The following is a 20,676-nucleotide window of genomic DNA, read 5'->3' as shown; positions in this document are numbered from 1 at the left end:
ATGCGGATCGGAATCCTCACCGGCGGCGGCGACGTGCCGGGGCTGAATGCCTGCATCCGCTCGGTCGTGCTGTCGGCCGACGACCTCGGCTGGGAGGTGATGGGCTTCCGCCGCGGCTGGGAAGGCGTGATGCGGATCGATCCAGGCGATCCTGCAAGCATTGCGGCCAACAGTCTGGTGCTCGATCGCAACAATGTCCGCGGCATCGACCGGATGGGCGGGACGATGCTCCATACCTCGCGCACCGATCCGCGCACGCAGAAGGATGGCGACGAAACGCCGCATGTGCTCGACGTGCTCGAAAGGCTCGGGGTCGATGCGATGGTGACGCTCGGCGGCGATGGGACGCTGCGCTTCTCCGCCCATCTCTCCGCACAGGGCGTTCCGGTCATCTCGGTACCCAAGACGATGGATAACGACGTCTTCGGCACCGATTACTGCATCGGCTTTTCGACCGCGGTCAGCCGCTCGGTCGAGGCGATCAACGCGCTGAGGACGACGATCGAGAGCCACGAGCGGATCGGGATCATCGAACTGTTCGGGCGCAGGAGCGGCGAGACGGCATTGCTCGCCGGCTTCCTCGCCCAGGTCGACCGCACCGTGATCGCGGAGGTGCCGGCGGATCTCGACGTGCTGCTGCCGTTGCTGGCCGAGGACAAGGCGTCCAACCCCGATCATTATGCGATGTGCGTCATTTCGGAAGGCGCGAAGATCGCCGGCGACAATGGTGGCGAGGGCGACATCGCCAAATCGGCGATCGATCGCGCCGACGGCAGCGTCGGCCAGCGCCTCGGCCGCGAGGTCACCGCCCGGACCGGCAGCGGCGTCGTCGTCCAGGAGCTTGCCTATCTGATGCGCGCCGGCGAGCCGGACGCGATGGACCGGATGGTCGGCTTCGCCTTTGGCGGGCTCGCGGTTCAGCTGCTCGGCCGCGGCGAGGGCGGGCGGATGGTGACCTTGACCGACGGCAATTACGGCCATGTGCCGATCGACACCCTGCTCCACGGCCGCAAGTCGGTCGATGTCTCCGCCCTCTACGACCGCGCCAGCTACCGCGCCCGGCTGATGCGTGTCGAGGGGATGCCGATGTTCCTTTATTGAGGGCCGTTGCCTTCGCCCGAAGTCGCTGCTAGAGGCCCCGCTTCCTACCGGCCCCCGGGTTTCCCGCGGGGAGATTCACGTGCGGTCGTGGCGGAACTGGTAGACGCGCAGCGTTGAGGTCGCTGTGGCCGAAAGGCCGTGGAAGTTCGAGTCTTCTCGACCGCACCATGAATTGGGCAGTCGCGCCAGGGGCGCGACCGCGACGTCCCGGGGGGCGCCGCGCCAATTCGTCCGTCCAGCCTCAAACTTCCGGCAACGCCCATTCGATCGGCGCGAGTCCCTTCGTTTCGAGAAAGGCGTTGGCCTTCGAGAAATGCCGGCAGCCGAAGAAGCCGTTATGCGCGGAGAGCGGCGAGGGATGCGCCGCCTTCAGCACCAGATGGCGCGCGGCATCGACGAAGGCGGCCTTGCGCTGGGCATAGGCGCCCCACAGCATGAAGACGACCGGCTCCTGCCTCGCATTCACCAGCCGGATGACCGCGTCGGTGAACCGCTCCCACCCCTTGCCCTGGTGCGCGGCGGCGCGGCCCATCTCGACGGTGAGCACCGAATTGAGCAGCAGCACGCCCTGCCGCGCCCAATGTTCGAGAAAGCCGTGGCGCGGCCGCGCGATGCCGAGGTCGGTCTCCAGTTCCTTGTAGATATTCTGAAGGCTGGGCGGCGGCCGCACGCCCGGCTGGACCGAAAAGCACAGGCCATGCGCCTGGCCGACGCCGTGATAGGGATCCTGGCCGAGGATCACGACCCGGACCCGATCGAGCGGCGTGAGATCGAGCGCACGGAAATATTCGCTTCCCCTGGGGAAGATGCGCGCGCCCCGCGCCTTCTCGGCGAGCAGGAAGCGCTTGAGCTCGGCCATGTAGGGCGACGCGAATTCGGCGGCGAGCGGCATCTTCCAGCTTTCGTGCAGCCTCACCGTGTCGCTCATGATCCCAAGCATGGCGGGCGGGGGCGGATTCGCCAAGCCATTGCGGATCGCGTGGCGGCGGCGCACAAGCATCGCCGTGGGGAGCCTGCCGCCAGCATCAGCCGAACCCGAGGCGCGCGCGCTCGGCTTCTGGCTGTGCCTGGCTCTGGTCGTCGGCAATTTCGTCGGCTCCGGCATCTATCTGCTGCCGGCCCAGCTCGCGCCTTATGGCTGGAATGCGCTGTGGGGCTGGATCGTCACCATCGCCGGCGCGATGTGCCTCGCCTATGTCTTCGCCCGCCTCGCCCGGGCGATGCCCTTCGCGCCGGGCCCCTATGCCTATGTCGAGAGGGCGTTCGGATCGCTGCCGGCGTTCGTCGTCGCGTGGAGCTACTGGGTGTCGCTCTGGGTCGGCAATGTGGCGATCGGGACGGCGGCGATCTCCTATCTTTCGACCTTCGCGCCGGCGCTGGCGGCCCCGGGCGCGTCGGCCGCGGCGACGATCGCCCTGCTCTGGCTGCTGACGCTCGTGAACTGCATCAGCGTGCGCGCCGGCGGCGCCGTCCAGGCGGTGACAGTCGTCATCAAGCTGATCCCGCTCGTCGTCGTCATCCTTCTCGCCGCGCTGCTCATGGCCAAAGGCGAAGCGCATCCCGCCATCGCCTATCGGCAACAAGACATCAGCCTGTCGGCGATCAGCGCCGCAGGCGCGCTGACCTTGTGGGCGATGCTCGGCATCGAATGCGCCGCGATCGTCAGCCGGCGGGTGCGCGATCCGGCGCGCAACGTGCCGCGCGCAACCCTGATCGGCACCGCCTTTGCCGGCCTCGTCTATCTCCTCACCTCGACGCCGATCACGACCCTGCTTCCGATCGAGCAGGTGGCGAACTCCAACGCCCCGTTCGCCCTGTTCGTGGAGCATTACTGGAATCCCGAAATCGCGCGCTTCGTCGCGCTGTTCGCGGCGGTGAGCGCGGCGGGAACGCTGAACGGCTTCACCCTCCTTCAGGGCGAGCTGCCGCTGGCAATGGCGCGCGACGGGACCTTCCCGCGCTGGTTCGCGAAGGTCTCGCGGCGCGAGATCCCGGTGCGCGGCCTCATCCTCTCCAGCCTGCTCTCGACCATCCTGCTCGCCGCCAATGCGAGCCGGACCATGTCGGGGCTCTTCGCGTTCATGGCGCTGCTCGCGACCACGGCGGCGCTCGTCCTCTACCTCGCCTGCGCGCTGGCGGTGCTGCGCCTGCAATGGACCGGCGCGATGGCGCGCAGCCTGCCGCTGACGCTCATCGCCGGGCTTGGGACGATCTACGCCTTGTGGACGCTGCGCGGCGCGGGGCCGGAGGCGACCGGCTGGGGCACGGTGCTGCTGCTGGTCGGCATTCCGGTCTATGTCGCGATGCGGCTCACCAATTCGCGGGCGGCGCGTCCAGCCGCGTCTCCGGAATGATCCGCCTGAGCTTGCGCGCGAAGCTCCTGAGGCAGACCTCGCTCTCCCCCAGCGGCCCCGGCCTGTAGAGCGACGAGCCCATGCCCTGCTGCACGCGGCGGATCAGCGCCGTATCCTCGGCATTGACCTGCCGGTTGATCCGCCAGTTGAGATAGCGCGCCGCCTTCATCTCGCGGCGATCGTCGGGCAGCGCGTAGCTGATCTCGCGGATCATCGTGCGGGTCGGCGAAACCGGCACGAAATGCATGAAATCGACCTGGTCGGGATAGATGTCGAAGGCGACGTTCGGCCACAGCTTGAAATAGAGCCAGGTCCGCCCCGCGCCCGCCGGCAGGAATTGCTGATAGGCGCGCTCGGAGATGTTCGACGATGGCTGCTCGCGAAGCGCGCCGCTCATCCGGTCGACATGCGCGCCCGCCTCGATCGCATAGCTCTTGCCGAACAGGCGGGTGAGGCCGGGATGGGCGACGTCGATGTGGAGGCCGTCCGAATAATTGTCGGCGACATTCTTCCAGTTGACGTCGCGCGGCCGCATCGTGATCCGGCCGAGCGCGCGAAGCTCCTCGAAGCGGTGCGGCGCGATCTCCGTCTCGTAAGGCGCCATCATCGCAGCAACGCTCGGTCCACCGCTTTCCAGCCGGACGAACAGGAAGCCCCGCCAACGCTCCAGTTCGACCGGGATCAAGCCCCACTCCGCCGCGTCGAAACCACGATAATCCTCGCGATGCGGCAGCGCGACCAGGCGGCCGTCGGTCGCATAGGTCCAGGCGTGATAGGGGCAGGTCAGCCGCTTCGCGCAGCCTTCGTGCCCGTCCACCAGCCGCGATCCGCGGTGGCGGCAGACATTGGCGAAGGCCCGGGCCGCGCCGTCCTGCCCGCGAATGACCAGGATGCTCTCTCCGAGCAGCTCCAGCGTCCGCCAGTCGCCCGGGTTCGGCATGTCGCTGTCGTGGCAGACAATCTGCCATGAGGGGCGGATGACCCGCTCCATTTCAACCTTGAAATAATCGGCGTCCCAATAGGTCCAGCCGGGCAGGCTGAGATCCTCGATCGGGTCGCTTTGCGACAGCGGCAGGTGGGCAATGTCGGACATGAAGGCGATGATAGCATAGTCTCGCGGCGCCGACCCCGAAAACGGTTCCGCTTGCCGCGATCCCCCTCTATCCCTCGGCCGATGGCCCGCGAAGACAAGATGACTGGCGAGACGGCGACGCCGATGATGGCGCAATATCTCGCGCTGAAGGCGGAAGCCGGCGATTGCCTCCTCTTCTACCGGATGGGCGACTTCTTCGAGCTGTTCTTCGAAGATGCCCGGATCGCCGCCGCCGATCTCGACATCGCGCTGACCGCGCGCGGGACTCATGAGGGCCAGCCGATCCCGATGTGCGGCGTCCCGGTCCACGCCGCCGAATCCTATCTCGCCCGGCTGATCCGCGCCGGCCGTCGCGTCGCCATCGCCGAGCAGGTCGAAAGCCCCGCGGAGGCGAAGAAGCGCGGCTCCAAGGCCGTCGTTGCCCGCGCGATCGTGCGCGTCGTCACCGCCGGCACGTTGACCGAGGAGGCGTTGCTCGATTCGCGCGCCGCGAACTGGCTCGCCGTCGTCGCGAAGGCGGGGGATCGCTACGGCATTGCCGCCGCCGACATCTCGACCGGCCGTTTCGAGCTGAGCTCGGTGCCCGCCGGCGCGCTCGATGCCGAGCTGGCGCGGCTCGGCGCGGCCGAGATCTTGTCCAACGACGCCATCCCCGGCGCGCGCCAATGGTCCTCGGGCTTCGACAGCCTCGCCGCCGAGCGCAAGCTCAAGGATCGCTTCGGGGTGGCGACGCTCGACGGCTTCGGCTCGTTCGACCGCGCGGCGCTGTGCGCGGCCGGCGGCCTGCTCGCCTATCTCGACGAGGTCGCGCGCGAATCGCTGACCTTCCTGCGTCCCCCGGTGATGATCGCGGCGGGCGATCACATGATGATCGACGCGGCGACGCGCGAGAGCCTTGAGCTGACCCGTTCCGCCGCGGGCGGGCGCGCCGGCAGCCTGCTCGCCGCGGTCGACCGGACGGTGACCGGCGCCGGTGCGCGGCTGCTCGCCGCCGATCTCGGCGCACCCTTGCTCGATCGGGCCCGGATCGAGGCGCGGCTCGACCTTGTCGACGCCCTCGAACGCGACGGCGGCACCCGCGACTGGCTTCGCCGACAGCTGCGCACCTTGCCCGACATCGGCCGCGCGCTTGGCCGGATCGTCGCCGGACGCGGCTCGCCACGCGATCTCGGCCAGCTTCGCGACGGCCTTGGCGAGGCGCGGCGGATGCACGATCATCTCGCGCACGCGGCCGAGCCGACTGCCCTCTTGAACGAGCTGCTTCCGGCGCTCACCGGCCATGGCGCGCTGGTCGATCTCCTCACCCGCGCGCTGGTGCCCGCGCCGCCGATCGATGCGGCGCAGGGCGGCTATATCGCCGAGGGCTATGACGCCGCGCTCGATGCCCTGCGCGCGACCGGCGGCGACGGCCGGCGCGCGATCGCGGCGCTCGAAGCGCGCTACCGGGCCGAGACCGGCATCGCGAGCCTCAAGATCCGCCACAACAATGTGCTCGGCTATCATATCGAGGTGCCGGCGAAGGCGGCCGACAGATTGATGGCGGCCGATTCGGGCTTCACCCACCGCCAGACGCTGGCCGGCGTGGTCCGCTTCAACGCGCCCGATTTGCACGAGCAGGCGATGAAGGTCGGCCAGGCCGGCGCCCATGCGCTCGCTGCAGAGGCCGCGCATCTGGAGGAGCTGACCGAGGCCGCGCTTCGGCGGGCCGAGCCGATCGCCGCCACCGCCGACGCGCTCGCCCGGCTCGACGTCGCCGCCGCGCTCGCCGAGCGCGCGATCGAGGGCGGCTGGTGCCGCCCGCATCTCGAGGAGCAACCCTGCTTCGACGTCGAAGGGGGCCGGCATCCGGTGGTTGAGGAAGCGCTCAAGGCCTCGGGCGCCCGCTTCGTCGCCAATGATTGCCGGCTCGACGAAGCGGAGCGGCTCTGGCTCGTCACCGGCCCGAACATGGGTGGCAAATCCACCTTCCTTCGCCAGAACGCGCTGATCGCGATCCTCGCCCAGGCGGGCAGCTTCGTGCCCGCGGCCAGGGCGAGGCTCGGCCTCGTCGACCGGCTTTTCAGCCGGGTCGGCGCCTCCGACAATCTCGCGCGCGGCCGCTCGACCTTCATGGTCGAAATGGTCGAAACCGCCGCGATCCTCGCCCAGGCGACACCGAGCAGCTTCGTCATTCTCGACGAGGTCGGGCGCGGCACCTCCACTTATGACGGCCTCGCCATCGCCTGGGCGGTGGTGGAGGCGATCCACGACATCGCCCGCTGCCGCTGCCTGTTCGCGACCCATTATCATGAGCTGACCCGGCTCGCCGAGCGGCTCGACGCGCTCTCGCTCCACCATGTCCGCGCGCGCGAGTGGAGGGGCGATCTCGTCCTGCTGCACGAGCTCGCCGAGGGCCCGGCCGACCGGAGCTACGGCATCGCGGTGGCGAAACTCGCCGGCCTCCCGCCGGCGGTGCTCGCTCGCGCCGCGTCGGTGCTCGCCAAGCTGGAGCAGGGCCGCGCCGCGACCGGCGGCATCGCCGCCGGGCTGGACGACCTGCCGCTCTTCGCCGCGCTCGCGGAAGAGCCGGCGGCCGTCGATCCGCTCCGCGCGGCGCTGGACGAGATCGAGCCGGACAGCCTCAGCCCGCGCGAGGCGCTGGAAATCGTCTATCGCCTGAAGTCGCTCAGCCGCGCCTGAGCACCGTGTAGCCGAGCGTCCGGCGCATCCGGAAACCGAGCAGCTCATAGAGCCGGATCGTCGCCTCATGCTCGGCGAAGACGTGGAGGAAGGGCACGTCGCCCTCGGCCTGGATGCGCCGAGTGACGAGGCGGGTGAGCACCTGCGCGAGGCCCCGGCCGCGATGATCGGGATGGGTGCACACGCCGCTGACCTCGCGCATGCCCGGCACGGCGAGCCGCTCGCCGGCCATCGCGATCAGCCGCCCCTCCTCGCGCACGCCGATGAACCGGCCGAGCCGGTGCGTGCGCGCATAGAAGGGTCCCGGCCTGGTCAGCGTCGCCAGAGCGAACATCTCGGGCGCGTCGTCGTCGCCGAGCGCCAGCACGTCGAGATCATGTGCCGCGTCCTCGATCGGCCGCTCGGCGACCATCTGGCCGAGCGTCGCTTCGAGTTCGATGTCGAGACCCTCGGGCAGCGGCATCGGCTCGGCCTCGACCATCGAGATGACGCCGCCGGGCGCGGCGAGCGCGGCGAGCGCCTCGGTGCTCCGCGCGCTCGCATCGGCTGCGGCGGCGAAGGCGGCGATGTCCGCGGGGAATCGCCAGGCCCGCGCATCGCCCTCGGCCAGATGGGCCTGGCGGCTGGTCAGCGCGCTCCAGAACGGCCGGTCGAGCGGATGGTCCATGCCGTCTCTTTAGGGGGAAATCGACCTTTCCTCAAAATGGCTGCGCGCCCAGCCAGGAGAAGATTGTCTGTGGCATCGCCTGGGGCTTGACCCATCCCCTGGGGCCGGCCGTAACCGGCCCGGGTCGAAGCGAAAGGACGGCGATGCGCGGGTGGTTGGGACCGGCGGAAATGGCGGCGCGGCTGGGCGTCAGCGTGAAGGCGCTGCGCGTTTATGAGCGCGCCGGACTGGTGACGCCCGACCGGACCGCCGCCAATTACCGCCGCTACGGCCCCGCCCATGCGGCGCGGCTCCACCAGGTGCTCGCGCTGAAGCGGCTCGGCCTGCCGCTGGCAAGGATTGCCGGGCTGCTCGCCGGGCGTCTCGCCAGCCTCGATTCGGTGCTCGCGCTCCAGCAGCAGATGCTGGAGACCCGGGCGACGGAGCTGCGCGAGGCGCTGGCGGCGATCGGCGCCGCCCGCGCCCGGCTGCAGGAAGGCGGCGACCTCTCGCTCGACGATCTGGCAACCCTGACAAGGAAGAGCGTGATGACGATGAAGAGCGACGAAGCGATGGCCGCGGCGCTGAAACCCGCGGTGGACCGGCATTTTTCGGCCGAGGAGCAGCAGCGACTGGCTGCCAATGCGCCCTATTTCGACCAGGAGCAGGTGAGCCGTGAATGGGATTCGCTGATCGCCGAGGCGAAGGCGCTGGCGGCAACGGGCGATCCGGCCAGCCCTGAAGCAAAGGATCTGGCGCGGCGCTGGTTCGCGCAGATCGAGCGCTTCACCGGGGGCGATCCGGACGTGACCGCTCGGCTCGGGCGGGTGTGGAGCGAATCGATGCAGGACCCGGCCGCGGCGAAGGACCTGCCGTTGACGCCCGAGCTGATGGCCTTCGTCGGCGCGGCCCGGCGCGCGGCGACAGGCGAGGACGCGTGACGCGGCGGCCATGAGGACCTATTCCGGTTCCCATGGCCAGCCGGTTCGAGACGATTCCAAATCGCCGTCAGATCATCGATCGGCGCGCGCTCGACGAGGCGCTTGCCGCCGGCGACCGCGCCGCGGCCTTGCTCAAGCAGGCGCTCGCCAATGGGCGCGCCGAGATTGCCCGGCGGCTCGACGAGCGGCCCTATGCCGGCACCGAGACGGCCGCCGCTTATGCCTTCCTGACCGACCAGATCGTCCGCCTGGCCTTCGACCATGTGACCCGCAGGCTCCATCCGCTCGCCAATCCGACGACGTCCGAGCGGCTGCTGCTGATGGCCGTCGGCGGCTATGGCCGGGGCGAGATGGCGCTCCATTCGGATGTCGATCTCGCCTTCGTGACGCCGTGGAAGGACACGCGCTGGACCGAGACCGCGACCGAGGAGATTCTCTATCTGCTCTGGGATCTCGGCCTCAAGGTCAGCCAGTCCTCGCGAAGCGTCGACGAGATGATGCGGATGATCGCCGCCGACCAGACGATCCTGACCGCGATCCTCGAAGGCCGTTACGTATGGGGCGACGAGGCGGTCTATGAGGAGGTGCGCGCGCGCTTCTGGAATCGCGTCGGCGCGGCCGAAATCCGCGCTTTCGCCAAGGACAAGCTCGACGAGCGCGAGGCCCGCCATCAGCGCATGGGCGACAGCCGCTATGTCGTCGAGCCCAATATCAAGGAAGGCAAGGGCGGCCTTCGCGATCTGCACACGCTCTACTGGATCGGCAAATATGCCTATCGCCTGCAGAGCGCCGCCGAGCTCGTCGACGTCGGGCTGCTGACGCCCGCCGAGTGGCGCGCCTTCCACCGGGCCGAGCGATTCCTCTGGGCGGTGCGCTGCCACCTCCACATCGTCGCCGGCCGCGCCGAGGAGCGGCTGACCTTCGACGTCCAGCCCGAGCTCGCGCGGCGGATGAACTATGCCGACCGGCCCGGCAGTTCCGCGGTCGAGCGGTTCATGCGGCACTATTTCCTCAACGCGAAGACGGTCGGCGACCTCACCGGCGTGTTCCTCGCCCATCTCGACGAGAAGTTCGCGCGGCGCGGCCAGCGCTATCTCTCGCTCCCCTCCTTCCGCCGGAGGCCATCGCGGCTGGACGGGTTCCTGCTCGATCGCGGCCGTCTCGCCACGCCGGACGATCCCGGCTTCTTCGCCGAAAAGCCGGTGCGACTCATCCAGATGTTCGCGCTGGCCGAGAGGAACCGGCTCGAAATCCACCCGATGGCGATGCGTGCCGCCGCCGCCAACGCCAAGCTGATCGACGCGGACGTGCGCGCCGATCCGGCGGCGAACGCGCTGTTCCTCGACGTGCTCACCTCGCCGCGCGATCCGGAAACGGTGCTGCGGTGGATGAACGAGGCGGGGATATTCGGCCGCTTCGTTCCCGATTTCGGCCGCGTCGTCGCCCAGATGCAGTTCGACATGTATCATCACTATACGGTCGACGAGCATACGATCCGCGCGATCGGCCTGCTGGCGCGGATCGAGCAGGGCGCGCTCAAGGCCGATCATCCGCTGGCGACCAGCCTGTTCAAATATATCGCCTCGCGCCGCGTCCTCTATGTCGCGGTGCTGCTCCACGACATCGCCAAGGGCCGGCGCGGCGATCACAGCGAGCTTGGCGCCGAGCTTGCGCTCACCTTGTGCCCGCGCTTCGGGCTCGATCCGGCCGAGACCGAGACCGTCGCATGGCTGGTTCGCTGGCACCTGCTCATGTCGGCGACGGCGCAGAAGCGCGACCTTTCCGATCCCAAGACAATCCAGGATTTCGTCGCGCGGGTGAAGAGCCTGGAGCGCCTTCGCCTGCTCTACATCCTGACCGTCGTCGATATCCGCGCGGTCGGCCCCGGCACCTGGAACGAGTGGAAAAGCGAGCTTCTGCGCGCGCTGTTCGAGGCGGCCGAGGAACAGTTGCGGCTCGGCCATGTCGAGACGGGACGCAAGGAGCGGATCGCGGCGATGCAGGAGGAGCTTGCCGGGCGGCTCGGCTGGCGCCCGGCCCGGCTCGCCCGGTTCATCGCGGCCCTGCCCGACAGCTACTGGCTGGCCGAGCCGGTCGAGACCATCGAGCGCAACGCGCGGCTTCTCGATTCGGGGCCGGGGGAGGCGGGGCGGATCGAAACCGCCGTGCTCGCCGATCGCGGCGCGACACTGGTGTCGGTCTATGCGGCCGACCGGCCGGGCCTGTTCTATCGCCTTGCCGGCGCGATCAGCCTGGCCGGCGGCAATATCATCGACGCGCGGATCCACACGACGCGCGACGGCATGGCGCTCGACAATTTCCTGGTCCAGGACCTCGACGGCGCCGCCTTCGCCGATCCGCACCAGCTGCGCCGACTGGAGGCCGAGGCGATGCGCGCGCTCGAAGGGCAGGAACCGGCGGCCGAACGGCTGGCGGCCCGGGCGCTGCCGCGTCGCCGGGCGGAGGCCTTTCCGATCCAGCCGGCGGTGTTCGCCGACAACATGGCCTCGAGCCGCTACACGGTGATCGAAGTCAATGCGCGCGATCGCGCCGCGCTGCTGTTCGAGCTCGCCCAGGCGATCACCGAATCGCGCGCGGTGATCCGATCGGCCCACATCGCCACTTATGGCGAGCGCGCCGTCGACGTCTTCTACCTGACCGGGATCGATGGCCGGAAGATCGTCAATGCGCTCCGGCTGAAGGGACTGCGCGCGCGGCTGCTCAAGGCCGCGGCCGGAACGCCGCCGCGCCGCAAGGCGGCGTGAACCGGCTGGCCCCTCCCCGCGCGGGGGAGGGGCTGTTCGCGGCGATCAGAAGCGGAAGCGGCCGGTCACGCCGAAGGTGCGCGGCTCCGCAAGGTAGGAATCGAAAATCCCGTCGGAAATCGCGGCGGCGGGCGCCCCGAACTGACGGACCTGCGCGATCGTGCCGTTGTTGGGGCCGCTGCTCTGGAGCGGCGCGTTGAACGCAACCTGCTGGTAATGCTGGTTGAACAGGTTCTGCGCCCACAATTCGATCGACCAGCGCTCGTTGCGACCGCGAATGCCGAGCCGGGCGTTGACCACCGCGTAGCTGTCCTGCTCCTTTTCCGGGAACAGGTCGGAGCCGGTGTTGTAGTCGGAGGTCAGGCGGCCATCGACGTAGAAGAGGCCGGTGAGCCCGCTGGAGCCGAGCCGCGGCGTCCAGGCCAGCGACGTCGTGACAACGTGCTTGGGCGCGTTGGACAGGTTGCTGCCGGGCAGCAGGAACAGCGCCGGATCGAGCGGCTCGCCCTGCGAACTGCCGACCAGGTTATGCCGGTACCTGGTATTGGCATAGGTATAGCCGGCGGTGATGTTGAGATCGGGCGCCGGCCGGAAGCTGGCCTCCATCTCGATGCCGGTCGAGGTGACGCCGGCGCGGGTGTCGCCCGGGGCGCAGCCGCCGGTCGCCGCGGACAGGTCCTGATCCGCCCCGCCGAGATCGGTCGAGCAGCTCTGGATGTTCTGGACGATGAACACCGTGCCGTTGAACGTGTTGAGCTGGAAGTCCCGGAAATTCTCGCGGAAGAGCGCGAGGTTGAACGTCAGGTTGCGGCGGGACAGCTTGAGGCCCACCTCGAACGCGTTCACGATCTCCGGCGCGAAGCGCAGATTGGCGGCGTCGGCATTGCTGCGCGGCAGATAGGCCGGCCCGAGATCGGACCGGTCGAGATTGTAGCCGCCCGCCTTGTAGCCGCGCGAATAGCTCGCATAGATCAGGCTGCGCGGATCGAGCTGCCAGGACAGCACGCCCGTCCCGGTCCATTCGCCCTCGCTGAAGCTGTCGCGCAGGTCGAGCCCGTTCAGCAGCGCGCTGGAATTGCCGACGCAGCTCAGGGTCAGGATGCCCGCGACGGTGGCGGCGAGCGCCGGATTGGCGAGCAGCGGCCCGATCGCCGCCTGCTGCGCCGGGCAGATCGTGTTGTTGTTGTTGAAATCGCCGACGAAGCTCTTGCGCTCATGCGTGTAGCGAAGGCCGACGGTGAGGCTGACCGTATCGGTGATGTGGAAGATGTCGTGCGTGAACAGCGCCCAGTTGGTGCTGCGCTGGTCGTAGAGGCTGCTGACATCGCCGACATTGTTGACCGTGCTGAGCCGGTCGAGGCTCGCCAGCAGCAGCGGCGCGGCGGCGCCGAACTGGCCGCCAAGCACGGCGCGCAGCGTCGGCGTCATGCAGCCCGGCGCGGTCGGATCGAGCAAGGCCGCTGGCGTCGGAGCGAGGCCCGAACCCTGGATGGCGCGGCAGGCGGCGAATTCGCCATATTGCGCGCCGAACTTGAGGTTGTCGCTGACCTCCAGGCTTTCGCGCGCGAAATAGCCGCCGACCAGCCAGTCGAGGAAACCGGCCCGGCCCTGCAGCCGCACCTCCTGCGTGAAGGTGCGAAAGCGGCGATAGGAATTGCCGTCATCGTCGCGCCGCAGCAGATCGACATTGGTATAGTCGACATCGCCGGCGCCGCCCGACTTGTACCCGCGATAGGCGGTGATCGAGGTCAGGTTGGCGTTGCCGAAATCATAGTCGATCTGGGCGGAGACGCCCCAATCGGTCGTGACGTTGCGGTAGGTGGTGCCGGGGGTGACCGCGATGTCGCGATTGTAGGGATCGCCGAGCGACGGGAAGATGCCGCCGAACCGCTGCAGCAGATCGACGATGCGGTTGCTTGCCGCATATTGCGCGTCGCCGGGGACGCCGGGCGTCGGATCGAAGGCTTCGCGCGCCTCGATCACGACCGCGCCGCAGCAGCTCTCGTTGCGCCGGGTATAATCGCCGATCAGGCGGATCGAGAGCCGGTCGTCGGGCTGATAGAGCAGCTGGCCGCGGGTGAAGAAGCGGTTTCGATCATTCACGTCGCCTTCGGTGCCGCCGGCGGCGTTGACGACATCGTAAAAGCCGTCGCGCCGGACGTAGACTCCATCGAGCCGGAAGGCGAGCGCCTCGCTGATCGGGCCGGTGACGCCCGCGGCGGCACGGACATAATTGTAATTGCCGTAGGTGAGCTCCGCCGAGCCGCCGAAATCGAAGTCCGGCCGGCGGGTGATGATGTTGATGAGGCCGGCGGATGCGTTGCGGCCGAACAGCGTGCCCTGCGGCCCGCGAAGCACCTCGACATGGTCGATCTCGCCAAGCTCGTTGAGGCCGATGCCCGAGCGCGAGCGATAGACGCCGTCGATGAACACGGCGACCGAGCTTTCAAGGCCCGGATTGTCGCCGACCGTGCCGATGCCGCGGATGCGGGCCGATCCGTTCGCCTCCGAGCCGGTCGAGGAAACGAGCAGCGACGGCGCGAGCTGGTTGAGCTGCCGGATGTCGTTGGCGCCCGAATTCTGGAGCTGTTCGGCGCCGACGGCGGAAACCGCGATCGGCACGTCCTGGAGGATCTGCCGCCGGCCCTGGGCGGTGACGATGATCGTCTGGCCATCATTCTCGCTCGCCTGTGCCGCTTCGGCATTGGTGCGCGATTGGGCCTGATCGCTGCCCTGGTCCTGGGCGTGGGCCGGGCTTGCGAGCGCCACAATGCCGGCAGAAAGCAGCCAAAAGCTCTTCATGATTCCCCTCTCCCAACTCTCTGTTTTGCCGTTAACGTAACCGCAATGCGGCTTTTCGGCCAAAGAGAAAACCGCAGTTTCCTGTGGGTTTCGGGCTGCTCATTGCAAATCCGCAACAGAATAGTTTTTCCTTGCAACTAATCCCCGGACCCTTCCCTTACGGAAAGCTTGGCTTCTTGAAGAACGGGCGAGAAAGGCTTTGCGAAAGACTTTTCGATCGCGTGCGTCGTCTGCGTCGACAACCGCCCGCGCAAGGCCCGCGGCTGGTCGTTTTGGGGCGGAAAACGGCGCGGTCCGGCCTCGCCTTCATCCGCGCCGGCCACGAAAAAGGGCGCCGGAGTCGGCCTCCGGCGCCCTTTGCATTCGCTTGCGATCGGCGGTCAGCCCTGGGGCAGCGCGCCCTTCGCCTGGGCGACGATCGCCTTGAAGGCATCGCCCTCGTGCATCGCGATATCCGCGAGGACCTTGCGGTCGAGTTCGATGCCGGCGAGCTTCAGCCCGTGCATGAACTGGCTGTAGGTCAGCCCCTCGGCGCGGACGCCGGCGTTGATGCGCTGGATCCACAGGCCGCGGAAGCTGCGCTTCTTCACCTTGCGGTCGCGATAGGCGTACTGGCCGGCCTTCTCGACCGCCTGGCGGGCGATGCGGATCGTGTTCTTGCGACGGCCGTAATAGCCCTTCGCCTGATCCAGGATGCGCTTGTGCTTGGCGCGCGTGGTCGTGCCGCGCTTGATGCGTGCCATGTCGAGTACTCCTTACTTCAGGCCGTAGGGCGCCCAGAGCTTCACCCGCGCCGTATCGGCGTCGGCGAGCACTTCGGTGCCGCGGTTCTGGCGGATGTACTTGGCATTGTGGCTGATCAGGCGGTGCCGCTTGCCGGCCACGCCGTGCTTGATCTTGCCGGTCGCGGTGAGCTTGAAGCGCTTCTTCACACCGCTCTTGGTCTTGAGCTTGGGCATTTCGTCTCCTTTTCGGCGCTTCGCCGACGTTCGTGAACAGCCACGGCAGCCCTTGATGGCCGGGCGGTTCGTTTTCCAACAATCTGGAAAGCGCGCGCCTTTAGCGGGGACGGCGCCGGAAGGCAAGTCAGTCGAACAGGCTCGACACCGAGGATTCGTCGGCGATCCGCTTGATCGCCTCGGCGACGAGCGGGGCGATGGTGAGCAGGCGGATGCGCTTGCTCGCCGCCGCCGCCTCATAGGCCGCGATCGAATCGGTGATGACGAGCTCGCGAAGCGCCGATCCCTCGACGCGCGACACCGCCGCGCCCGAAAGGACGCCATGGGTGCAATAGGCGACGACGTCGGTCGCCCCGCCTTCCTTCAGCGCCGCGGCGGCGTTGCACAGCGTGCCCGCCGAATCGACGATATCGTCGATGAGCACGCAGAAGCGGCCAGAAACGTCGCCGATGATGTTCATCACTTCCGATTCGCCCGGGCGCTCGCGCCGCTTGTCGACGATGGCGAGCGGTGCATTGTCGAGCCGCTTGGCGAGCGCGCGGGCGCGCACCACCCCGCCGACGTCGGGCGACACGACGGTGATCTGCGCCCCCTTGAAACGGGCGAGGATATCGGCCGACATGACCGGCGCGGCGAAGAGGTTGTCGGTCGGGATATCGAAGAAGCCCTGGATCTGCCCGGCATGGAGATCGACCGAAAGCACCCGGTTCGCGCCTGCCGTCGTCAGGAGGTTGGCGACCAGCTTGGCCGAGATCGGCGTTCGCGGGCCCGGCTTCCTGTCCTGCCGGGCATAGCCGAAATAGGGCATGACCGCCGTGATCCGCTTCGCCGACGCGCGCCGCAGCGCATCGATGCAGATCAGAAGCTCCATCAGATTGTCGTTGGCGGGATAGGAGGTCGATTGAACGACAAACACGTCCTCGCCGCGGACATTTTCGAGGATTTCGACGAAAATCTCCTCGTCCGCGAAGCGCCGCACATTGGCCCGCGTGATCGGGATTTCGAGATAGGCGGCGATCGCCTCGACAAGCGGCGTGTTGGAGTTTCCCGAGAGCAGCTTCATGGGCGAAGCTGTGGCGGGCGGAAGCCGGGAAGGCAAGAGCGTTGCCGGACCGCCGCGCGCGGAATAGAGCGCGGCCATGTCCGTCGTCACCCGTTTCGCCCCCGCGCCAAGCGGCCGGCTCCATGTCGGCAATATCCGCACCGCGCTCCACAACTGGCTGTGGGCACGGAAGAATGGCGGGCGATTCCTGCTCAGGATCGACGATACCGACGCCGAGCGAAGCCGTGAGGAATTCGTCGATGCGATTCGCGACGATCTCGCTTGGCTCGGCCTCGACGCGGACGGCGAGGAACGCCAGTCGGCGCGCTTCGATCGTTACGAGGCGGCGATCGAACGGCTGATCGCGGCGGGGCGGGTCTATCCCGCCTACGAGACCGCGCAGGAGCTCGACCTCAAGCGCAAGATCCAGCTCGGGCGGGGCAAGCCGCCGGTCTATGATCGCGCCGCGCTGGCGCTTGGCGAGGCCGATCGCGCCGCGCTCGAGGCCGAGGGGCGGCGCCCGCACTGGCGCTTCAAGCTGGACCACGACCGGCCGATCGAATGGACCGACCTCATCCGCGGGCCGCAGCATCTCGATCCGGCCCTGCTCAGCGATCCGGTCGTGCGGCGCGAGGATGGGAGCTGGCTCTACATGCTGCCCAGCGTCGTCGACGATATCGAGATGGGGGTGACGCACGTCGTTCGCGGCGAGGATCATGTCACCAATACCGGGCTCCAGCTGCAGATTTTCGAGGCGCTCGGCGCTCCGCCGCCGGCCTTCGCGCACGAGGCGCTGCTGGTCGGCGCGGAGGGCAAGCTCTCCAAACGGCTCGGCTCGCTTGGCCGCCCGGCGATGGAGGAGGCGGGGATCGAGCCCGAGGCGCTGGTCGCCAAGCTCGCGCGGATCGGCACCAGCCTTCCGGTCGAGCCGCTCGCCGATCCGGCGCCGCTGATCGCCGGCTTCGATTTCGCGACCTTCGGCCGCGCCCCCGCGCGCTTCGACCTCGACGAACTGGCGGCGCTCAACGCGCGCGTCGTCCACCAGCTCGGCTTCGATCGGGTGCGCGGCCGCCTCCCCGAGGGCATGGGAGAGGCCGACTGGATCGCGATCCGGCCGAACCTGCGAACGATCGCCGACGCGGCCGACTGGTGGGCGATCCTCCACGGCCATGTCGAGGCGTCCGCGTCCGAAGAGGATCGCGGCTTTCTCGCCGAGGCGGCGGGGACGGCGGCCGGGCTCGACTGGGCCGAGTCGCCCTGGCAGAGGCTCACCGCCGCGCTCAAGGCCTCAACCGGGCGCAGCGGCAAGGCGCTGTTCCATCCGCTGCGCCGCGCGCTGACCGGGCGCGACAGCGGCCCCGAAATGGCCGCCCTCCTGCCGCTGATCGGCAAGGACGAGGCGCTCGCCCGCCTGAAGGCCGCCGCCGGAGCCTAGCGCCGGGCTCGATCGGAGGCGCGCCGACGCTGGGGAAGATGCGTCAGGCGGACCTGGTCCGGCGGCCCATGATCCGGGGCAAGACAAAGAAGCCCGTCCATCCTCATCTGCTCGCCTCCTTATTGGTATAGTATAACGTCGCGATATGATGTATCATCTATCGAACCGGCGAAGACCGGTATCGAGGAGGAGACGAGCCATGACAGGAGCAGGATTTCTCGAACAGAAACGGTCAAGCCCGGCCACGCTCGGTGTGGTGGTGGCGCTTCATGCCGCGGTGATCGCGGCGATCCTGATGGTGAAAGGGCCGGTCTGGGTGCGGCCCGCTTACCGGCCGCTGGTGACAACCTTCGTGCCCGCGCCGCGCACGCCGCCGCCCGATCCTCGCCCGGCGACCCGCCACGAAACCCCGCGCAGCACGCCGATCTACACCCCGCCGCAACACAATCCGCCGATCGCGCCCAACGACAATCACGCGACGACGACTGCGACTGCCGATCCCGGCCCCATCCGGGTCGCCGAAGGCAGCGGCCATGACGCCGGCGATAGTCCGACGATACCGGTCCACCAGCCGGTCTTCGTCCAACCGCAGGTCGATCCGCGCTATCGCGATTCGCTGCAGCCGCCTTATCCGCCATCCGAGCAGCGGATGGAGCACGAAGGAACCGTGCGGGTTCGCATCACCATCGCGCCGGACGGTCGCGTCAGCGCCATCGAGCGATTGTCGGCGACCAGCGATGCCTTCTGGCGCGTCACCGAGCGCCAGGCGCTCAGCCGCTGGCGCTTCCGGCCGGCGACCGAGGATGGCCGCCCCGTCGCGGGCACGATGACGTTGACGCTGACCTTCCGTCTGACCGACGCCTGATCGCGCGGGACTGGCGGGCCGGGGGGCGGGCGACTATCTTGCCGCCATGCCTCTTCCCCGGCCCGCCTCGCCACGCGTCCTCTGGACCGATCTGCGCGCCTTCCTGAGCGAGCGTCCGCGCCACCAATGGGCGATCGCGGCGATTTCCGCGCTCATCCCGGCCCTCATCATCCTCGCCTTCTTCATCGACAGCGGCCAGAACATCCGCCCGCGCGAGGAGATCGTCTATTTCAAGAGCTGGCCGGCGACGCGCACCGATGCGGAGATCCGCGCCCAGCAGAAGGCCGATCTGGACCGGCTCAACGCCGCGCGCGAGCGGCGGCGGCAGGAATTCCAGCGGCTCGACGAGAGCATGAACCGGATCGGCCTTTGAGCGACGCGCGGTGGATGGCGGCGGCGGTCGCGCTCGGCTGGCGTGGCCGGGGGCGCACGGCCCCCAATCCCAATGTCGGCTGCCTGATCGTGAAGGAGGGACGCGTCGTCGGTCGCGGCTGGACGCAGCCCGGCGGCCGGCCCCACGCCGAAGCCATGGCGCTCGCCGAAGCGGGCGACGAGGCGCAGGGCGCCACCGTCTATGCATCGCTGGAGCCCTGCGCGCATGAAAGCGCGCGCGGGCCCGCCTGCGCCGACCTGCTCGTCGCCGCGCGGCCGGCGCGGGTGGTGATCGCGTGCGGCGATCCCGATCCGCGCATCGACGGCAGGGGCGTAGCGCGGATCGAGGCGGCCGGAATCGCGGTGACGCAGGGGATCTGCACCGAAGCCGCCGAAGCCTCGATGGCCGGCTTCCTCACCCGCATCCGGCTCGGCCGGCCGTTCGTCACCTTGAAACTGGCTTTGTCGATCGACGGGCGGATCGCGCTCGCCTCGGGTGAAAGCCGGTGGCTGACGGGGGCGGAGGCGCGCGCGGACGCCCATGCCGAGCGTGCGCGCGCCGACATGATCCTGGTCGGCCGCGGCACCTATGAAGCGGACTCGCCTTCGCTCGACGTTCGCCTTCCCGGCCTTGCCGATCGATCGCCCATGCGCGCGCTGCTGACCGGAGGCGATGCGCCCGAAGGCTGGGCGCGGATCGCCGAGCCGGGCGCGATCCATGCCCTCGATGGCATCAACGACCTCATGGTCGAGGGTGGCGCCAGGACCGCGGCTGCGTTCGTTGCGGCCGACCTCGTCGATCGGCTCCTCATCTATCGCGCGCCGATCCTGGTCGGCGGGGGCAAGGCCGGTCTCGCCGATATCGGCCTCGATTCGCTCGCCGCCGCGCACGGCCGCTGGCGCCGGATCGCGACGCGACCGCTTGGCAGCGACCTTCGCGAAGACTACGTGCGGTCCCGCTGATGTTTACCGGGATCGTCACCGATATCGGCCGGATCGAGGCCGTCGAGCAGCGCGGGGACCTGCGCGCGCGCATCGCCAGCGGCTATGACATGGCCGGCGTCGATCTCGGCGCATCGATCGCCTGTTCGGGCGTCTGCCTTACCGTGGTCGACAAGGGCGCCGGCTGGTTCGCGGTCGACGTCTCGGCCGAAACCCAGGCGCGCACCCGCCCCGGCCTGTGGACCGCCGGCGCGCGGCTCAATCTCGAGCGGGCGCTCAAGGTCGGCGACGAGCTTGGCGGCCATATCGTCACCGGCCATGTCGACGGCATCGGCACGATCGAGGCGGTCGAGCCGGTCGGCGATTCGACCCGGATCGCGGTCGCGGTGGGGCCGGAGCTCGCCCCCTATCTCGCCGCCAAGGGCTCGATCGCGCTCGACGGCGTGTCGCTCACCGTCAACGATGTCGCCGACCGGCCGGGCGGCGGGGCGCTCTTCTCGATCAATCTCATCCCGCACACCCGCGCGCAGACGACCTTCGACGATCTCGCCGTCGGCCGGGCGCTCAATGTCGAGATCGACATCCTCGCCCGCTATCTCGGCCGTATGCTTGCCGCACGCAACAGCGTGGTGTGATTTCCGCAATGGACGATCACATTTCGGTGTGATAATCCGGCCGGC

At 68.8% G+C, this 20,676-nt stretch carries 17 protein-coding genes and 1 tRNA gene; 11 read left to right on the top strand and 7 right to left on the bottom strand.

All coding sequences use genetic code 11. The features are described from left to right. Positions 1–1,101, top strand: coding sequence for a 6-phosphofructokinase (locus FRZ32_RS06395; RefSeq protein WP_147042732.1), 1,101 nt, complete (start codon positions 1–3; stop codon positions 1,099–1,101). Between the two features lie 81 nt (positions 1,102–1,182). Beyond that, positions 1,183–1,269 (top strand) — tRNA-Leu (locus FRZ32_RS06390). Positions 1,270–1,342: 73 nt separating this feature from the next. On the opposite strand, the gene ung is transcribed toward FRZ32_RS06390, so the two are convergent. Continuing rightward, the gene (gene ung, locus FRZ32_RS06385) at positions 1,343–2,029 is read right to left on the bottom strand and encodes a uracil-DNA glycosylase (RefSeq protein WP_147042731.1); all 687 of its coding nucleotides are present in this window, start codon (positions 2,027–2,029) and stop codon (positions 1,343–1,345) included. A 10-nt stretch (positions 2,030–2,039) separates the two neighbouring features. Between ung and FRZ32_RS06380 the strand changes: the two genes are divergently transcribed. Then, a complete protein-coding gene (locus FRZ32_RS06380; protein ID WP_147042730.1) occupies positions 2,040–3,455 on the top strand; it encodes an amino acid permease in 1,416 nt (471 codons plus the stop codon). Here FRZ32_RS06380 and FRZ32_RS06375 read toward each other — a convergent pair. Then, positions 3,412–4,548 carry an aromatic ring-hydroxylating oxygenase subunit alpha gene (locus tag FRZ32_RS06375; protein ID WP_147042729.1) on the bottom strand — a complete coding sequence of 379 codons (1,137 nt, stop codon included), beginning with the start codon at positions 4,546–4,548 and terminating at the stop codon, positions 3,412–3,414. The genes FRZ32_RS06380 and FRZ32_RS06375 overlap by 44 nt on opposite strands. 81 nt (positions 4,549–4,629) lie before the next feature. Here FRZ32_RS06375 and mutS point away from each other — a divergent pair, with 81 nt between their 5' ends. Further along, a complete protein-coding gene (gene mutS / locus FRZ32_RS06370) occupies positions 4,630–7,227 on the top strand; it encodes a DNA mismatch repair protein MutS (RefSeq protein ID WP_243445208.1) in 2,598 nt (865 codons plus the stop codon). Here mutS and FRZ32_RS06365 read toward each other — a convergent pair. Then, a complete protein-coding gene (locus FRZ32_RS06365; RefSeq protein WP_147042728.1) occupies positions 7,214–7,894 on the bottom strand; it encodes a GNAT family N-acetyltransferase in 681 nt (226 codons plus the stop codon). The genes mutS and FRZ32_RS06365 overlap by 14 nt on opposite strands. A 143-nt stretch (positions 7,895–8,037) precedes the next feature. Here FRZ32_RS06365 and FRZ32_RS06360 point away from each other — a divergent pair, with 143 nt between their 5' ends. Both FRZ32_RS06360 and FRZ32_RS06355 read left to right on the top strand, forming a co-directional pair. Next, positions 8,038–8,814, top strand: a complete 777-nt coding sequence (locus FRZ32_RS06360; protein ID WP_147042727.1) for a MerR family transcriptional regulator — start codon at positions 8,038–8,040, stop codon at positions 8,812–8,814. Positions 8,815–8,846: 32 nt separating this feature from the next. Continuing rightward, the gene (locus FRZ32_RS06355) at positions 8,847–11,579 is read left to right on the top strand and encodes a [protein-PII] uridylyltransferase (RefSeq protein ID WP_147042726.1); all 2,733 of its coding nucleotides are present in this window, start codon (positions 8,847–8,849) and stop codon (positions 11,577–11,579) included. A gap of 45 nt (positions 11,580–11,624) precedes the next feature. On the opposite strand, the gene FRZ32_RS06350 is transcribed toward FRZ32_RS06355, so the two are convergent. The 4 genes from FRZ32_RS06350 to FRZ32_RS06335 all read right to left on the bottom strand — a co-directional run bounded on the left by FRZ32_RS06350 (position 11,625) and on the right by FRZ32_RS06335 (position 16,403). Continuing rightward, on the bottom strand, positions 11,625–14,381 hold the full coding sequence (locus FRZ32_RS06350) for a TonB-dependent receptor (protein WP_147042725.1): 2,757 nt from the start codon (positions 14,379–14,381) through the stop codon (positions 11,625–11,627). Positions 14,382–14,761: 380 nt separating this feature from the next. Next, the gene (rplT, locus tag FRZ32_RS06345) at positions 14,762–15,124 is read right to left on the bottom strand and encodes a 50S ribosomal protein L20 (RefSeq protein WP_147042724.1); all 363 of its coding nucleotides are present in this window, start codon (positions 15,122–15,124) and stop codon (positions 14,762–14,764) included. A gap of 12 nt (positions 15,125–15,136) precedes the next feature. Continuing rightward, positions 15,137–15,340 carry a 50S ribosomal protein L35 gene (rpmI, locus tag FRZ32_RS06340; RefSeq protein ID WP_126717626.1) on the bottom strand — a complete coding sequence of 68 codons (204 nt, stop codon included), beginning with the start codon at positions 15,338–15,340 and terminating at the stop codon, positions 15,137–15,139. Between the two features lie 127 nt (positions 15,341–15,467). Continuing rightward, positions 15,468–16,403, bottom strand: a complete 936-nt coding sequence (locus FRZ32_RS06335; protein WP_147042723.1) for a ribose-phosphate pyrophosphokinase — start codon at positions 16,401–16,403, stop codon at positions 15,468–15,470. 76 nt (positions 16,404–16,479) lie between these two features. Here FRZ32_RS06335 and FRZ32_RS06330 point away from each other — a divergent pair, with 76 nt between their 5' ends. From FRZ32_RS06330 to FRZ32_RS06310, 5 genes are all read left to right on the top strand, one after another. Further along, positions 16,480–17,817: a glutamate--tRNA ligase gene (locus FRZ32_RS06330; protein WP_147042722.1), complete on the top strand. Its 1,338-nt coding sequence runs from the start codon at positions 16,480–16,482 to the stop codon at positions 17,815–17,817. A gap of 199 nt (positions 17,818–18,016) precedes the next feature. Beyond that, on the top strand, positions 18,017–18,682 hold the full coding sequence (locus FRZ32_RS06325; RefSeq protein WP_158635846.1) for an energy transducer TonB: 666 nt from the start codon (positions 18,017–18,019) through the stop codon (positions 18,680–18,682). Between the two features lie 46 nt (positions 18,683–18,728). Next, positions 18,729–19,055, top strand: coding sequence for a hypothetical protein (locus tag FRZ32_RS06320; protein WP_147042720.1), 327 nt, complete (start codon positions 18,729–18,731; stop codon positions 19,053–19,055). Between the two features lie 14 nt (positions 19,056–19,069). Further along, positions 19,070–20,017, top strand: coding sequence for a bifunctional diaminohydroxyphosphoribosylaminopyrimidine deaminase/5-amino-6-(5-phosphoribosylamino)uracil reductase RibD (gene ribD / locus FRZ32_RS06315; protein WP_147044359.1), 948 nt, complete (start codon positions 19,070–19,072; stop codon positions 20,015–20,017). Further along, positions 20,017–20,631 carry a riboflavin synthase gene (locus FRZ32_RS06310; protein ID WP_147042719.1) on the top strand — a complete coding sequence of 205 codons (615 nt, stop codon included), beginning with the start codon at positions 20,017–20,019 and terminating at the stop codon, positions 20,629–20,631. The genes ribD and FRZ32_RS06310 overlap by 1 nt, the downstream gene beginning before the upstream one ends. The last annotated feature ends 45 nt before the right edge of the window (positions 20,632–20,676 follow it).

The organism is Sphingosinicella ginsenosidimutans, from assembly GCF_007995055.1.
GTDB classification, from domain to species: domain Bacteria; phylum Pseudomonadota; class Alphaproteobacteria; order Sphingomonadales; family Sphingomonadaceae; genus Allosphingosinicella; species Allosphingosinicella ginsenosidimutans.
This window is presented reverse-complemented; position numbering and strand designations above follow the sequence as displayed.

Excerpts from the sequence above, each read along its gene's own strand:
- FRZ32_RS06365 (WP_147042728.1), bottom strand. The coding sequence starts at position 7,894 with ATGGACCATCCGCTCGACCGGCCGTTCTGGAGCGCGCTGACCAGCCGC.
- FRZ32_RS06330 (WP_147042722.1), top strand. The coding sequence starts at position 16,480 with ATGTCCGTCGTCACCCGTTTCGCCCCCGCGCCAAGCGGCCGGCTCCAT.
- rplT (WP_147042724.1), bottom strand. The coding sequence starts at position 15,124 with ATGGCACGCATCAAGCGCGGCACGACCACGCGCGCCAAGCACAAGCGC.
- FRZ32_RS06355 (WP_147042726.1), top strand. The coding sequence starts at position 8,847 with ATGGCCAGCCGGTTCGAGACGATTCCAAATCGCCGTCAGATCATCGAT.
- ribD (WP_147044359.1), top strand. The coding sequence starts at position 19,070 with ATGGCGGCGGCGGTCGCGCTCGGCTGGCGTGGCCGGGGGCGCACGGCC.
- FRZ32_RS06375 (WP_147042729.1), bottom strand. The coding sequence starts at position 4,548 with ATGTCCGACATTGCCCACCTGCCGCTGTCGCAAAGCGACCCGATCGAG.
- FRZ32_RS06310 (WP_147042719.1), top strand. The coding sequence starts at position 20,017 with ATGTTTACCGGGATCGTCACCGATATCGGCCGGATCGAGGCCGTCGAG.
- FRZ32_RS06325 (WP_158635846.1), top strand. The coding sequence starts at position 18,017 with ATGACAGGAGCAGGATTTCTCGAACAGAAACGGTCAAGCCCGGCCACG.
- mutS (WP_243445208.1), top strand. The coding sequence starts at position 4,630 with ATGGCCCGCGAAGACAAGATGACTGGCGAGACGGCGACGCCGATGATG.
- FRZ32_RS06360 (WP_147042727.1), top strand. The coding sequence starts at position 8,038 with ATGCGCGGGTGGTTGGGACCGGCGGAAATGGCGGCGCGGCTGGGCGTC.
- FRZ32_RS06380 (WP_147042730.1), top strand. The coding sequence starts at position 2,040 with ATGGCGGGCGGGGGCGGATTCGCCAAGCCATTGCGGATCGCGTGGCGG.
- FRZ32_RS06395 (WP_147042732.1), top strand. The coding sequence starts at position 1 with ATGCGGATCGGAATCCTCACCGGCGGCGGCGACGTGCCGGGGCTGAAT.
- ung (WP_147042731.1), bottom strand. The coding sequence starts at position 2,029 with ATGAGCGACACGGTGAGGCTGCACGAAAGCTGGAAGATGCCGCTCGCC.
- rpmI (WP_126717626.1), bottom strand. The coding sequence starts at position 15,340 with ATGCCCAAGCTCAAGACCAAGAGCGGTGTGAAGAAGCGCTTCAAGCTC.
- FRZ32_RS06320 (WP_147042720.1), top strand. The coding sequence starts at position 18,729 with ATGCCTCTTCCCCGGCCCGCCTCGCCACGCGTCCTCTGGACCGATCTG.
- FRZ32_RS06350 (WP_147042725.1), bottom strand. The coding sequence starts at position 14,381 with ATGAAGAGCTTTTGGCTGCTTTCTGCCGGCATTGTGGCGCTCGCAAGC.
- FRZ32_RS06335 (WP_147042723.1), bottom strand. The coding sequence starts at position 16,403 with ATGAAGCTGCTCTCGGGAAACTCCAACACGCCGCTTGTCGAGGCGATC.